Origin of the sequence: Paenibacillus sp. FSL H3-0333, from assembly GCF_038002805.1 — a bacterium.
In the GTDB taxonomy this organism is placed as follows: Bacteria; Bacillota; Bacilli; order Paenibacillales; family Paenibacillaceae; genus Paenibacillus_AQ; species Paenibacillus_AQ silagei.
The window spans coordinates 3381283-3396044 of record NZ_JBBODG010000001.1 but is presented as its reverse complement, the minus strand read 5'-3'; the positions used below and the strand labels follow the sequence as shown (position 1 = coordinate 3396044).

At 54.6% G+C, this 14762-nt stretch carries 10 protein-coding genes; 4 read left to right on the top strand and 6 right to left on the bottom strand.

All coding sequences use genetic code 11. The features are described from left to right. Nucleotides 1-35: 35 nt before the first annotated feature. Both MHH78_RS14850 and MHH78_RS14845 read left to right on the top strand, forming a co-directional pair. Nucleotides 36-1373, top strand: coding sequence for an MFS transporter (locus MHH78_RS14850; protein ID WP_341167831.1), 1338 nt, complete (start codon nucleotides 36-38; stop codon nucleotides 1371-1373). Nucleotides 1374-1460: 87 nt separating this feature from the next. Next, on the top strand, nucleotides 1461-2216 hold the full coding sequence (locus tag MHH78_RS14845; protein ID WP_341167830.1) for a PIG-L deacetylase family protein: 756 nt from the start codon (nucleotides 1461-1463) through the stop codon (nucleotides 2214-2216). Nucleotides 2217-2633: 417 nt separating this feature from the next. On the opposite strand, the gene MHH78_RS14840 is transcribed toward MHH78_RS14845, so the two are convergent. Beyond that, a complete protein-coding gene (locus MHH78_RS14840; protein WP_341167829.1) occupies nucleotides 2634-3464 on the bottom strand; it encodes a GNAT family N-acetyltransferase in 831 nt (276 codons plus the stop codon). A 136-nt stretch (nucleotides 3465-3600) separates the two neighbouring features. Between MHH78_RS14840 and MHH78_RS14835 the strand changes: the two genes are divergently transcribed. Next, nucleotides 3601-4638: an asparaginase gene (locus tag MHH78_RS14835; RefSeq protein WP_076084928.1), complete on the top strand. Its 1038-nt coding sequence runs from the start codon at nucleotides 3601-3603 to the stop codon at nucleotides 4636-4638. Here the strand turns inward: MHH78_RS14835 and MHH78_RS14830 are convergent. Both MHH78_RS14830 and MHH78_RS14825 read right to left on the bottom strand, forming a co-directional pair. Then, nucleotides 4635-6038 carry a sensor histidine kinase gene (locus tag MHH78_RS14830; protein ID WP_341167828.1) on the bottom strand — a complete coding sequence of 468 codons (1404 nt, stop codon included), beginning with the start codon at nucleotides 6036-6038 and terminating at the stop codon, nucleotides 4635-4637. The genes MHH78_RS14835 and MHH78_RS14830 overlap by 4 nt on opposite strands. A gap of 5 nt (nucleotides 6039-6043) precedes the next feature. After that, nucleotides 6044-6751 (bottom strand): response regulator transcription factor, encoded by a 708-nt coding sequence (locus tag MHH78_RS14825; RefSeq protein WP_341167827.1) that lies wholly within the window; start codon nucleotides 6749-6751, stop codon nucleotides 6044-6046. A gap of 157 nt (nucleotides 6752-6908) precedes the next feature. Between MHH78_RS14825 and MHH78_RS14820 the strand changes: the two genes are divergently transcribed. Continuing rightward, nucleotides 6909-7580, top strand: coding sequence for a hypothetical protein (locus MHH78_RS14820; RefSeq protein ID WP_341167826.1), 672 nt, complete (start codon nucleotides 6909-6911; stop codon nucleotides 7578-7580). Between the two features lie 90 nt (nucleotides 7581-7670). Here the strand turns inward: MHH78_RS14820 and MHH78_RS14815 are convergent, their stop codons facing one another. The 3 genes from MHH78_RS14815 to MHH78_RS14805 all read right to left on the bottom strand — a co-directional run bounded on the left by MHH78_RS14815 (nucleotide 7671) and on the right by MHH78_RS14805 (nucleotide 14752). Beyond that, nucleotides 7671-8312 (bottom strand): cupin domain-containing protein, encoded by a 642-nt coding sequence (locus MHH78_RS14815; protein ID WP_083685708.1) that lies wholly within the window; start codon nucleotides 8310-8312, stop codon nucleotides 7671-7673. A gap of 105 nt (nucleotides 8313-8417) precedes the next feature. After that, nucleotides 8418-9272, bottom strand: a complete 855-nt coding sequence (locus MHH78_RS14810) for a methyl-accepting chemotaxis protein (protein WP_083685710.1) — start codon at nucleotides 9270-9272, stop codon at nucleotides 8418-8420. Between the two features lie 56 nt (nucleotides 9273-9328). Next, nucleotides 9329-14752 carry a diguanylate cyclase gene (locus MHH78_RS14805; protein ID WP_341167825.1) on the bottom strand — a complete coding sequence of 1808 codons (5424 nt, stop codon included), beginning with the start codon at nucleotides 14750-14752 and terminating at the stop codon, nucleotides 9329-9331. Nucleotides 14753-14762 lie beyond the last annotated feature (10 nt).

Genomic DNA, 14762 nt, shown 5'->3' with positions numbered 1-14762 from the left:
AATCCCATTTTATCCCCCGCGAAAAGAGGCTTGTCATGTCAGAAAAAGTACCTGTGGCCGAAAAACTGGTGTTCTCAGGCGGTCTGCTGGGCCAGAATATGCTCTACAGCTTCATGTCGATGTACATCCTGTTCTTCTATACGGATCTGCTGGGAATTCCGGCAACCACCGCCAGTGTCATTCTGGTCGCAGCAAGTATTATCGATGCTTGTCTTGATCCGCTCATGGGCATGATTACCGACAAAACGCGCTCCAGATGGGGGAAATTCAGGCCTTATCTGCTGTTCGCCCCTTGTCTGATCGCGCTGGCGACCGTCCTCTGCTTCTGGGACTTCGGCGGTTCCCGGACTGTGACTCTTGTAGTCGCTACCGTCTCTTACCTGCTATGGGGAATGCTGTACACGGTCTGTGACACACCGCTCTGGGCCTTGTCGTCCGTAGTCTCCACCGATCCGGGGGAACGTACCTTATTCGTCACACTGGGCAAAATCGGCGGGACGCTCGGCGCGGTCGTTATCACCATCGGCGGTATCCAGCTTCTGCTCGCCTTCGGCGGTGAACGGAATACGCAGGCTTATCTCTACTCGGCAATCATTATCGGGGTCATCGCGGCGCTGTCGATTGTCCTGACCGGGATGCTCACCAAGGAACGGGTCGTCCCTTCCGCTGAGAAGATCTCATTCCGCCAGAACCTGCAAACGGTGTACAAAAACAAGCCGCTGCTCACCCTGCTCGCCTCTCTATTGATTATCAACCTGGTGAACGGCATCCGGCAGAGCATTCAGCTCTATTATGTGGTCTATGTCTGGGGGGACGCGGGGTATGCCACGCAGGTCGGGATCAGTCTGGTGGCCGGTATGCTGCTGGGGATGATCGCTACGCCGCCGCTGCTGCGCCGCTTCGCGAAGAAGAAGGTATTCATTGTCTCCTGCATTCTGGGGAGCGTAGCCTGCATTCTGCCTTATCTGCTGGGTGACCATAACGTATTGAACACCCTGGTGTTCTTTGGGGTCAGCTTCTTTTTCTCCGGCATGACGACGATTGTCAGTACCTCGATGCTGCTCGATACAATAGATTATTCGGAATGGAAGCTGGGCTTCCGGGGCGAGGGCATTGTGTTCTCAACGAACACTTTCATTACCAAGTTCAGCGGTGCGGTATCGCGGATGATTATCGGAGCCAGTCTCGGCCTGCTAAGCTATGTGGAGAATCAGCCGGCGACTCCGAGACTCCAGCACGGCCTTAGCTTCGTGATGTTCCTGCTGCCCGCACTCTGCTTCCTGGCCGCTATTCTGCCGATTCTCTTCTATAATATAACGGAGAAGCAGCGGGTACAGATCCTGAGCGATCTGAATCACAGCCGGTCATTGTAAGTTTCCGGGCAGGATTCACCGGAACTACATATCACATATCACCGCAGATCCAATCACCGCACATTAAAAATTAGGAGCGATTAACTTATGGATGCATCCACAATAGCCGCACTGCTGTCCCCTCCCGACCTGTCCGAATGCCGGAGGATCTTGTGCATACAGCCGCACCCGGACGACAATGAAGTAGGCATCGGCGGCACCATTGCCTCATTCGCGGAACGGGGCTGCGAGATTCATTATCTAACCGTCACGAACGGAGATCTGGGCGCGGTGGACGAGCAGTTGTCTTCCGCCGGGATCGCCGCCATCCGCGCAAGCGAACTCGAAGCGGCCGGAAGATCGCTGGGGGCCACCGTGTTCCACCAACTGGACCATGGCGACGGTACACTGGAGCATATCCCAGCCCTCGCGGGAGAGATCGCCGAGATCATCCGAACGGTTCAGCCGGACTTGATACTGTGTCCTGATCCTTGGCTGAGCTATGAGGCGCATTATGACCATATCGTTACCGGCAGGGCCGCAGCCCAGGCTGTGCTGTCCTCCGGGCTGCCCCTGTATCCGAGAGGCACCCTTACCCGGCCATGGCAGACGAAGGCCATCGGCTTCTACTTCACCGCTGAGCCCAATACGGTCATCGACATCACGGATCACTTCGAGCGCAAGTTCGCGGCCATGGCCATGCACCGCAGCCAGTTCAATGAAGAGCAGCTGGCCATGTACCGGTTCTATTTCGGCGAGCAAGGCCGCCAGCTGGCCGAAGGTAGGGGCTTCGAGCTGGGGGAAGGGCTGAAGGTGTTGTCACCGCTGCACCTGCACTGCTTTGTGGATGCCCGCCGGATATGACGGCTGAGTGCTGGGGCATGTGATGGCGGGGGCGCTAGGTTGCAGGGGTGTGAGTTGGCGGGGCATGGAGTGCTGGGGCGTTGAGTGGCTGAGAAGCTAGGCTAACGGAAGTTGAGCCGATAGTGCGCACGCCACACAATTCGCAGGTGCCCCCGCCTTCCCTTCAACAAACTAGTGGAAAAACGTATCTTAATTCAGCGATTCCCGGCATTTGCAGGTACACAAGTGGAAAAACAGCATCTAATTTTGTCTATTTCCCCATCTAAGCGGAAGTGCGATTTATTAAGTGCCGTTTTTCCAACTATTGTCCTAGCAGTCGCCAATCATTCATCAGCAAGTGTAGAAAATCCACCTATTGTACCGCCCATGTAACGCAAAAGAGCAGCAATCCCCCATAGGGAGATTTGCTGCTCTTTGTTAAGCGGGAAGCTCGGACAAACGGTAGTAGGGGATGTTCAATGCAGGCTTGAAGCCCAGCTTCTGCGCCAGTCTGTACGAGCCCACATTCTCCATACGGCAGCCCCAGACAGGCTCCAATCCCTGCTCCAGACAGTAATCGATTAGCTTACAGCACACTGAGAAGGCGAAATACTTCCCCCGGTGACCCGGTGCCGATTCGATTCCGATCTCCAATTGATCCGTTGTCCGGTAAGCCGAGAAGGCGCTGGAGGCCTGCTCTCCCTCCCACAATACAGTGTATCCTTTGCCTGAAGCCAGGAAGTGCTCCGCGTCACGCCAGAAATACCGGGGAATCACCGCACCCGTCTGCTCGCCGAATCCTCCACCGTCCATCTGGACAATCTCAGCCTCCTGCCGGTACCATTGCGCCTTCGCGCGGTAATAGACCTCCGGATCGAACGTAAAATTCACCCGGGTCTGTATGTACATTCTGCGTGAATCCGCCGCGTCAAGCCGTGCATTATGCTCAGTAAGCATAGCTTCAATCAGCCGGTCCCAGCCCCCTGCCGGATCAGCCTGCAGCCATTCCGCTGAATGCCGGTGCCCCGTCTTGTTCGTAATATAATCAGATAAGCTCCGGTTAAACTCCTCATTGCCCGAATCCCCATAGACCAGCGACATCCCGTATTCATGAGCCACATAGAAGGTACGGGGGTTATGTACAGAGTCCACATACACACTGCCTGTCGTCTGCCCGCTCAGAACTCCTTCAGCGAACAGGGTGTTGATCTTGACTTCCTTTAACAGCGGCCACGCAAGGGCGTAATCCCGGCTGTCTAGCTTCAGCATGCTTATCTCCTCCCCTTCCATTTATATTTCCCACTTATTATACCTTACTATGTCACCTATAGAGGAATGAATGTTATAATACTCTCAATGTCATGCGAATGACTGAATTCTGGCTCAACCTGAAAGGAAACGACCTATGATGAATACTATTCCCGAAGTGAATTTCACCGCTTCCCCTTACTATAATCCCGGCCTCAAAAATGTAGTCATCCTCGCCACCGGCGGTACGATTGCCGGCAGCGGCGAAGCCCATAAAACCTTGAATTACGAGCCTGGAGCTCTGCCCGTGCAGGATCTGCTGGATAGTGTGCCGCACCTGGAACGGCTGGCGAACTGCGCCGGGGTTCAGGTCAGCAATCTGTGCAGCGCCGATATTACCAGCGAACACTGGCTTACCCTGGCAACGTACATTAACACGCTCGCGCTCCGGGAGGATGTGCACGGATTCGTCATTACACACGGCACCGACACCCTGGATGAGACGTCCTACTTCCTGAACCTGGTGATCAAGACTGACAAGCCGGTAATTATTACCGGATCTATGCGCCCAGCTACTGCAATCAGTGCCGATGGTCCGCTGAATCTGTATCAGTCCGTAGCACTGGCGGCGAATCCCGAGGCCTCCGGCCAAGGCGTGATGGTTGTCTTCGCTGAGGGCATCTATAGCGGGCGGGATGTGCAAAAGGTGAACACCTTCAAGGCCAACGCCTTCGATGAGCGAGATTTCGGCTGCCTGGGATATATGCGTGACAGCCATGCCTTCTTCTATACGCGCACCCTGAAGCGGCATACCACCGCAACCCAGTTCGATGTATCTGTTATTCAGGAGCTGCCGGAAGTGTCCGTAGCTTATTTCCATGTGGATGCCAATCCCGGGATTCTGGATTATCTGGCTACGGTCTCCAAGGGGATTGTCATTGCCGGAGCAGGCGGAGGGATCTACAGCAAGCCTTGGATTGACAAGGTGGGTGAGCTGAAGAACAATAACATCCCTGTAGTCCGCTGCTCGCGGATTTCCAGCGGAATTACACTTAAGGATTCCTACATTGATCTGTCTGCGAATTCTATTCCCTGCAACAGCCTCGTCCCGCAAAAAGCCAGAATCCTGCTCTCTCTCGCTCTGACGCAAACCACCGGCTACGATGAAATTGCCGCAATGTTCAACGAGTATTAAACGCTGCCCGCAGATGGCGGGAACTCGAAGGTGAAGACTGCGCCGCCCTCCGGGCGGTTCCGGGCACTAAGGTCTCCGCCGCAGCGTTCCACAATAGCACGCGCGATGGCGAGTCCCAGCCCGGATTCGCCATTTTTTCCTTTGACGAACCTGTGAAACAGGCTGGGCAGCAGCTCCTGCGCAATGCCCGGACCATCGTCAGCGACCGTCAATGTAATCCTTCCCCTGCTTAAATGCACCTGTACATCAATTCGCTTCTCTGCATAACGGACCGCATTGGATAATACGTTCAGCAGAGCTTGCAGCAGCTTATCCCGGTCTGCTCTTACCATCCCCCCATGGTCCCCGGAGACTGCCGGATACAGCGACAGCTTCCTTGCCGCCAGCAGCGGATTGACCCGCTCCACCGCCTCGCTCAGCAGCTCCTCCAGATCCGTATCCGCCGCCTGATAAATATCCTCTTCACTGTCCAGCTTCGCCAGGAGAGTCATTTCGCTGACCAGATCACGTAAGCGCCCGCTTTCACCCAGAATAATATCCAGTCCTTTACGGACGCTCTCTCCTTCAAATACTCCATCCCTAATGCCCTCCGCATAACCCGCTATCGACATCAGCGGAGACTTCAGCTCATGCGAGGCATTCTGGAAAAACTGCTTCTGTACCCGGTTGAACCGGTGCAGCTCACTGGCCATCTCGTAGACCGCCCTGGCGACAGAACCAATTTCACCGCCCGCCCGGATCAGATTCACCTCGGCAAACCGGCGGTTTTTCACTTTCCCCAGCTCCTGACGCAGGCTGATCAGCGGATTAATCAGCTTCCGCGTAATGAACAGGCTGAACAGGAGCATCGCTGCCGCGCCCGCAGCAAAGACAAGGATCAGCCGTTTCAAGAGCGACTCCTCGATGACCTTGATTCTGCTGACAGGAGTCAGCAGGGTGAGCTTGCCTTGGGGAAGCGTATTGACCTGCACCAGATAACGCGGATCATTGCCATCCCATAAGCTCTGCAGGCTACCCTGCTCCATAGCTGTGATATCTACCGTTACCCCGGCCTGCACGGGCTGGGCCGGGAGATATTCCGAGACCACATTCCCCTGCTGGTCGCTCACAATGGCCTGTACTCCGCTGTAGAGCGTAGGATATGGAGCTGTAAGCGGCTCGCTTTTTCCCAATGTGAATGCCCCTCCTTCTGTGAATGGAGCCCGCTGCAGACTCGCGGTCAGGGAAGCGCCAAGCGTCCTTAATCCCTCTTGCTCCTTACCAATGAAATGGTCCATCAGCACGTAATGGATCATCACTCCCGTGATAGACAGGACCAGCAGCAGAGACAGCCCAAAAGCAACGTTGATCTGATGCACCAGCTTCAGCTTTTTCATCCGCTGGCTTAGCCTTTCCGCCATCCTCTTCATTCCTGCACCTCTCTCATACGGTAGCCGTGACCCCAGACCGATTCCAGCGGCAGGCCGTCCATTTTTTTGCGGATGCGCTTGATCAGGTGGTCGACAGCACGGTCGCTGCCGAAATAATCCTCTCCCCAGACATGGCCCAGCAGCTCTTCGCGCGTAAAGGCCCGGTTCGGACTTCCCGCAAAGGCCATCAGCATCAGGAACTCCTTGCTGGTCAGCTCCACTTCATCACCCCGCCAGAAGGATCTTCTCTCTTCGGGATGCAGGAGCAGACTGCCCAGCTCTATCCCTGTATGCACTGCAGGCAGAACAGCTGCAGACTGGGATTCGTGAAGACGTTCCCACCGTTTCAGCTGGCGGTTAATCCGGGCTACCAGCTCACGGGGACTGAAGGGCTTGACCAGATAATCGTCGCTGCCCAGCTCCAGACCCAGGATTTTATCCACTTCATTATCCTTGGCTGAGATCATAATAATCGGCACCTCCGCCTCATCACGGATACGCCTGCATAGCTCATAGCCGTCCATTCCCGGAAGCATAATATCAAGCACCCACATGCCGGGAGGATCATTCCTCCATAAATCCCACGCCTCCTCGGCACTTCCAAGGCCAATCGTCCGGTAATTCTCTTTATGTAAATAAGCTTCCACCAGATTGCGTATATTCTCGTCATCGTCCACAACGGCAATGACCGTTTGATTGTTCATCCAGGTAACCTCCGTGATTTGTCTCTTCACCATTATAGCAAGCGGGTGAGCGGGATTGGGCGCTGCCATTGTTTTTCCACATTGCTGACCCTCTCCTGCCACAGAAGCCCGCTATAGTGAGAACTGTAAGACAAACCACCTGAAGGAGTGTTCGTACATGAATCGTCTAATTGTGAAAAGAATGGCTCTATCCACCCTGCTGCTGTCCAGTATCGCCACCCCGGTCTTCGCGGATACGGGAATCGCGCCGCCCCCAGCACAGGGACCCACTGCCACCATAAGCACAGCCGCTGCATCCACAAATGGCAGTAGGCTGCTCCCCTTGCTTGAACCGCAGGTTCTGGCGCTGGTGAACAGCTATGCCCCGGAAACTTCCCAGGATTGGCGGGATACGCTCAGCCGCTACCATGCATTAACAAGCACGAAGGCGCTTAATGTGGTTCTCGCCACGCCAACGTCTGCCGCTCCATGGACAGAAAAAACCGGTATTATGGATGTGCAATTAGCCACGCCTGGAACATTGACGGACGCAGAAACGCTTCCGCTTGCCACTGTGCCGGAATACGGGACAACTGGGGGCAGTGTTAAGGCAGTTCCGTCCGCCTCAGCAGCTGCAAGCCTCGCACTAACGGTGCCTGACTCTCTGGAATCCGGCAAGCTTGCCAATGTGGTAACCTTACATGCGGCGTACATCGATGGCTTATTCAAAGCACAAGCTGCACTGGCAGAAGCTGCACAAGCCACAGATGCAGCAGCAATTAAGCAGGCACTGTCCGCACTGCTGAGTCAATATAAGGACCTTAACCACAAGCTGGAAGAAGCGAAATAAACCACGCAAATCCTGTATTCCATAGAAAGCAGGCCAAGGAATTCCTCCCTGGCCTGCTTTTTCTGTTCATTAGTATAGCGTAGCCGCCGCTTAACGGCGCGGATACATCGGATAAGGATAGAACGCTGCAGCGGGCTGCTGGGCTGCGTAGGCGGGCATGCTTTTGGCGGGCGGGCCTATATTCATTCCCCCGGCAGACCCTGCCACGGCGCAGCCCGGAGGCGGTCCAAGAATAATCGACTCCTTCAGCGGAGCCACGGCCTTGGCATACTCCTCTTCATTAATACAATACGCGCGCTGGATTACCTCTGCGGGAACGGCCCGCAGGAAGTCTGAACCATATACAATATCCGGTGTCGGCGCATCGAAGATCGCCAGGAAATGGGCTTGTTCGCTCTCGGCCAGAATCCAGTGAAACCAGCCCTGTGGGAAGACAGCAATTTGTCCGGCCTTCAGATGATAGGTCATCAGCTTTTGGGTGAACGGATCGAATACCGAAGCAATCAGCTCTCCGCTAATCACGAAGATCATCTCCGTCACGTTCGTGTGCCAGTGCGGCTGGACGATGAAGCCTTTGCTCATATGGGCATTGAAGAACCCGTTACGTATCGCCGGCAGCTGTTCGGCAAAAAGCTGCGTAATATAATTGTTCGCATCCCGCTTATAATTAAGCACCTGATTAGAATCGGCGGCAAGCTTCAGGTCCGGTGCCTGCAATACTGGATCTAGCATGGTTAGTTCCTCCTCAGACTGGATTGTAGCCTTAAGTAACACTGGGCATTCGTCCAGATACTATATGCAGGGGAGGAGCTCTTTGACACTAGAGACCGGTGCGGACTAGATCAGACGAGCGATACTCTCAATCTCCACGGCGGAAGCAGCGAGCTGCTGCATGGAGGCGGTAATCTCCTCTGTGGCTGCGGCCTGACGTTCGCTTTGTGCCAGACAATCCGTAAGCACCGCATCCATCTGGTTAATCTTCTGCTTGATCATCTGCAGAATGCCGGCAATATCCTTCGCCGATGAAGCGCTGGATACCGACATTTTGCGGATCTCTTGAGCCACGATGCCGAAGCCCCGTCCATGCTCAGCGGCATGCGCCGCTTCAATCGCTGCATTCAGCCCAAGCAGGTTGGAATTCTCCGCCACCTTGCGGATGAAATCGAGAATCTCGTCGGTCTGCTGCAGATCCTCTACCACCTTCTGGCCCAGCTCCTTCAGATCCCCTACAGTATTCGCCAGATCCGAGGCCGTGCCTGCAATCTCTACCGATGTCGAGCTGATCTCGTCAGAGGTCACCGCCAGCGCATTCGCTGCATCGCTGAGTGTTACCTGATTGCTGAGGCTGATTCCGATCGTGAACACGCCAATAACCGCCCCGTTCCGGTCATGGATCGGCATCGATGAGGACTTAAAGGGCAGCCCGTAGACTTCTTTGGGAATAATGGCGCTGACTTCTTCTCCACTCTCTAGCGCAGTCCGGATTCCCCCGCTAGGCGGAATGGGACTCCCCTCCCCGACCCGGGCATGCAGCTCTTTGCCCGGTAGATGATAGATGAACTTCTCCGTATCGGTTAAGGCAAACATTACGTCCAGCGGAAACAGCCGCTGCACCAGGGGCAAAGATACTTCAAGCGCCTTCCGCAGCTGGTCCATTTCTGATTCTTGTCCTGATTCCTGTTCGGTATTCATTGCTTCAACAGCTCCCTAATCCTATTTATTTATGTACATCTCTTATCGCTTGAATCTTATCGCTCGAACAATGTAACACAGTTGCGCCCTTCCGCCTTTGACTGATACAGTGCATCGTCACCCAGCTTGTAGATATCCTCCTCGCGCAGACCGTCAACAAGTACGGCGGCTACGCCGATAGAGACGGTAATTCTTCCGTATTCCGGACTTAGGTCATGCTGAATCCCCAGCTCCGCAATGCTTCGTCTGATCAATTCAGCGAACACACGGGACTCTGGAGGGGTAAGTCCGGCGGCCACAATCCCGAATTCTTCACCACCCAACCGGAACGCGGTTCCATCCGCCTGTTCAGCCAGCTCCTTCAGTACCCCGCCGATTCTGCGCAGTACCGTATCGCCTTCATAATGTCCGTAGGTATCATTGAATTTTTTGAAATAATCAATATCCAGCATCAGGTAGGTTAAATACCGTTTGCCTGCAGCAGCCTTGTCCACCTCATCCAGGAACAGCTTATTGAAGTATCGGCGGTTGTACAGCCCGGTTAATTCATCGGTGATCGAGATCTTTTCAATCAGTCCGATATATTTGCTCAGCTCCCCGTTATTGAACTCCAGCTCCTTCGTCCGCTCGGCAACCAGTTCCTCCAGATGCTCCTTGTGGCGCCGCAGCTCTTCTTCCGCCTTCTTCCGCTCGGTAATATCCTTGATCGTTCCCTGAATCGCCGGCTTATCCTGATACATAATCCGGACAACCTTGTGAATGACGATAACTTCATGCGACTTATCTTTATGCAAAAGCCTAGTCTCATACTCTTCCGGTGCCTGCTTGCCCTCGACTCGTCTGGCATAATAATGCATTACCTTCTCCCGCTCCGGCGGCGTAATGAAATTCCCGAAGGGCTGCTCCAGCATCCCGCCCGGTTCATAGCCCAGCATCTGCTCCAGCGCCTCATTAACATAGACACACCGCATATCCTGGACCACGAACACCCCGTCCTGCAGGTTGTTGACTAATTGGCGGTATTTCTCCTCAGAGCGCTCAAGCTCATTATACAGACTGGCATTCTCAAGCGAGAAGACCATCTCTCTGGACAGCAGATTGATAATCTTCATCCGTTCCTCGGTGAATACACCGGTGACCAGATTATTCTCCAGATAGATGATGGCAATCGTCTTATTCTGGTTAATCAGCGGCATGCAGACCATCGATTTCGGCTGCTGCCTCACAATATAAGGATCATTCACGAATGGAGTCTCGGAATAGGCATCATTGTAGATCAGGCTCTCCCGGCTCTCCTCCACCTGTCTGATGATCGCAGCAGGCAGATTGTCCAGCTGATGCGACTCATGAATGGCCACAGAGATCCGGTCCGTGTCCGCTTTATATTCCCCTTCGACCAGAAGATTGGCCTTGGAGGTCATCAGGATGCAGCCCCGCTGCGCCCCGGCATTCATGATCACAATCTCCATCAGCGCTTCCAGCAGGTGGTTCAGCTCAATTTCTTTGGAGATGGCCTGTGAAGCCAGAATGATGGAATTCAGATCAATGCTCTCAGTATAATCGGTCACCGTCCTGCCGTGCATGAACTCCTTGGTGCTGATTTTCTGGTCAAGAGCAGGGTATCGCTCCTTGATGAACGCGATCTTTTCCTTGGCGCCCCAGACCGAATAATAGTATTCGGATTGTCTGAGCAGATAGGCGGCGAACTCGTTGAAGCCCTTGTCCATATAGTACCGGGCCGCCAGCTCGTTGCAGAGTGCCTTATAGCGGACGAAGCTTCCCTGCTCGCTGGCCTCAATGGCCAGATCATAATAATAGCCTGCGCGCGTGCTGTTCCCGGAGATCCGGGCCCATTCGGCCCTCATCAGATATTCATGCTGGCGGAAGGTTCCCGGTGCATTGCTGGCCCATTTGCGTACCCGGCCAAGCTCCTTGCGCATTTTGGACCTGGCCTTCCGCTTGCCGTTCACACCCAAATCCTTGTAAGCATATGCCAGATTCAGGAAGGTGTAGAGCGCGAATTCCTCCATAAAAGCCGAACCGGCCAGCGTCCCGATAATCGGATAGGCCCGCTCGATATACTCCAGCGCTTCATCATGCTTCTCGTAGAGAAACAGCAGCTTCATTTTGTAGATATAATAGATCGCAATCCCTGAGTAATACCTCGCTTCCTGCAATTCGTGCAGATAGACCTCTTCGCTGAAGGCTTCATTGTTGAATGAGGTGCGGTCCGGCAGCTCTCCGGCAAGACTGAGGTAATACTGGCGGGCCAGCTGCGCTGTGGCAAGCGACTCCCTGTACTTCGTGTTCTCAATCATAGAGATCGTACGCGCACTTTCCTGAAGCAAAGCCGGGATGTCCATCGACGGATTCCAGAGATTCACATAGAAGGCGGAATGGGCCAGATAGAGCAGATCGCCTGTCCGCAGACTGGCTTCAATGGAGGTGCCGAACCAGTCCTGCAACGTATCCCAAGGCTCGGTCCAGGCGTGGCTGAACAGCGTATACAGGACATGCGCCCCGCCTTTCCACTGCAGATCATTGAATTTGTCATTAATTCTGATCCCGAGACGTCCATAAGCGAAGGCCCCCCGGGTATCCCCGAAGCCGGACAACAGCATGGCATAGCCGATGAAAGCAAGCGCCGACTCCGGCGAGTTGCCGTATTTCAGCGTTAGCCCCACCTTCTTCAGCACCACCAGCCCGAACAGCGAGGTCTCCCCCGAGATAAACGCCGGCGGTATAAAGTTAACCAGCAGCCGCATCACCAGTTTCATCTCCGGGTCCTGCATCTCCGGCAGTGCAAAAATCGTCTCCGGCGTTCTCGCCCGCAGCGCGGCCTTAACGACCAGCAGCTCCTTAAGGACGGCGGGCATTCCAACCTTGGCCGGAATCTTAATTCCGAGCGCCTTCAGTCCCCGTCTCCCCGAAGCAATCGACTCGGGCATCATGCCGAGGTACATATAATGATTGGTCTGCATCTCATAGATTTCCGCAATAGCCATCCGCTCCGTAGTTTGCTCCAGCAGCAGACGGCAAGCCTGGTCCCCCTGATCGATATGATGAGTGAGATAGCTGCATTCCGCATACAGCCTGTAGATCTCCGCCGCCTGCCCCGGGTCTGTACTCCAGATCTGCTCCGGGAGCAATTCCATTGCCGCTTCAAGCAGTAAGAAGGCCGAATCATACCCGTATCCTGCTTTGGATTTATGTGCTGCCCGCAGATTCAGAGCGACGATCTCACGCGCCTCCGAGCTATCAGTGATCAACTCCAGCCCTTTATTGATATGGGTTGCGATATCGACCAGCTTGTCCTCGATTTCCTCCTCTCCGAGATTCCGCAGCAGCAGCCGGCCGATACTAAGATGAAGTCTCTTCCCCCGTTCAGGATCGAGCAGCTGATAGAAGGCCTGCTGAATCCGGTCATGGGCGAATTTCAGCCGGATGCCCATCTGCGCAGCCTCGCGGCCGGATTCGGCAAGTGTAGCCGAGAATATGGCGTATTTGTGGTCGGCAGGGACGATATATTCTTCCTGGACCGCCCGGGTAACCGCAGCAGCAATCACCTCCGGCGCTTCTTCTCCGATCAGCGTCAGCATCCCGTAATCGAACACACTCCCGGCCGCCGAGCTGAGCATCAGGATATGACGGACCTCCTCCGGCAGATGCTGCAGCTGTCCGACCAGGAAATCCACCACACTGTCATGGACCGGCAGCGCCTCCAGCTCCTCCAGGCTCCAGCTCCATTCCCCGTCCTGCTTGTCGAAATAGATAATCCCCCGCCGGTAAAGATCCTTCAGAATTTCCGTCAGGAAAAAGGAATTCCCCTTGGACCGCTTATATAACCGTCCGGTAATTCCTTCAACGCGTTCCATGCTGCTGTATAGGGTGTCCGCCACAAGGCTTTGTACATCTGTCTCTTGCAGCGGCTGAAGATGAATACGTCCAACCTCACGGTTTTTGCCGATCTTAACCATCGCGGCGAACAAGGGATGACCTTCATGGATCTCATTCTGCCGGAAGGAGCAGATCACAAACATCCGCTGCAGATGGTTATCCAGCATCAGCTTCTCCACCAGCTTCAGGCTGGAATAATCCGCCCACTGGACATCATCCAGGAAGAGAACCAGCGGCCGGTCCGGTTGCGTTATGGCCTGCACGAACTTGGCAAAGGTCAGGAAGAACCGGTTCGTCTCCTCGGCCGGACTCAGCGGTTCCGGCTCCGGCTGGGTCCCCATCCAGGAGGCAAGCTCAGGGATTAATCCTGTAATTACACCTCCGTTGCCGCCAAGCAGCCGGGTCAGTGAACGGCTGACTTCACTCCTGTACTCCTCATCCGGACTCTCCAGCAGCTGGCTGACCAGTCTGCGGAAGGCCTGGATGAGCGCACTGTACGGAATGTTCTTATTGTACTGGTCGAACTTCCCTTCCGCGAACACCCCCTTCTCCCGGCTGATCGTCCGGTGCAGCTCATGGACCAGTGCTGTTTTACCTGCACCTGCATCACCGGAGACCAGCATAACCTGTGAACTCCCGTTAACGCTGCTGCGGAAGGCCGCCTCCAGGGTGGACAGCTCCTGCTGTCTACCGACTATTTTTTGCGGAATGCGGAAGGTGTTCAGGAGATCCTCCGTTCCAATCACGAAATCCGCCTGCCCGGCCAGGCATCTCTTCAGATCGGCCTTAATGCCGTGAGCGCTGCGGTACCGGTCCTCCGACGACTTCTCCATCAGCTTCATAATGACCGCCGACAAGCCCCTGCTAACCCTGCCTCCGGTTGCATGGTAAGGAGAGACAGCTTCCTTCGCAATAATGGAATAGATCTGCTCCAGCATCTCGGACGATGGATACGGCATAAGGCCGGTCATCATCTCGTACAGGACGACACCCAGTGAATAGTAGTCACTCCGGTAATCAATATTCCGGTTCATCCGGCCGGTCTGTTCCGGTGAGATGTACAGCAGACTGCCCTCCAGCACGCCGCTGTTCTGGAAATCCCGTCTCTCCTTGGACAGCTTCACCGCAAGGTCGAAATCAATCACCTGAACAATATCCCGCTCCCGGTTCCAGATGATATTCGACGGCTTGATATCCTTATGGATCACGTTCTGCTCATGAATGGAGCCGAGAATATCCACAACCTTGACCGCCAGTCTCAGTAAATCCTCCTCCCCCGGCTGCTCCTCCGCCAGAATCCGCTTCAGCGAACGTCCGCATATATCCTCAAGGACCATGACATACAGACCGTTCTGCTCTTCAAGCCTCAGGGGACGGATAACCCCTTCTGTGGTGGTGCTAAGCTCAGTAAGCAGCTTATATTCCTGCTTGAAGCGCATCACCGCTTCGGTTCCGGCAAATTCCGATTTCAACACCTTGAGAATGACCGTTTCTGCAGAAGAAGCCTCTGTGCAGCGGTATACAGCTTTTATCGGATTATCTGAAATGGTCTCCAGGACCTGATAATGGTCATTAGCAATCATTGTACTCCAC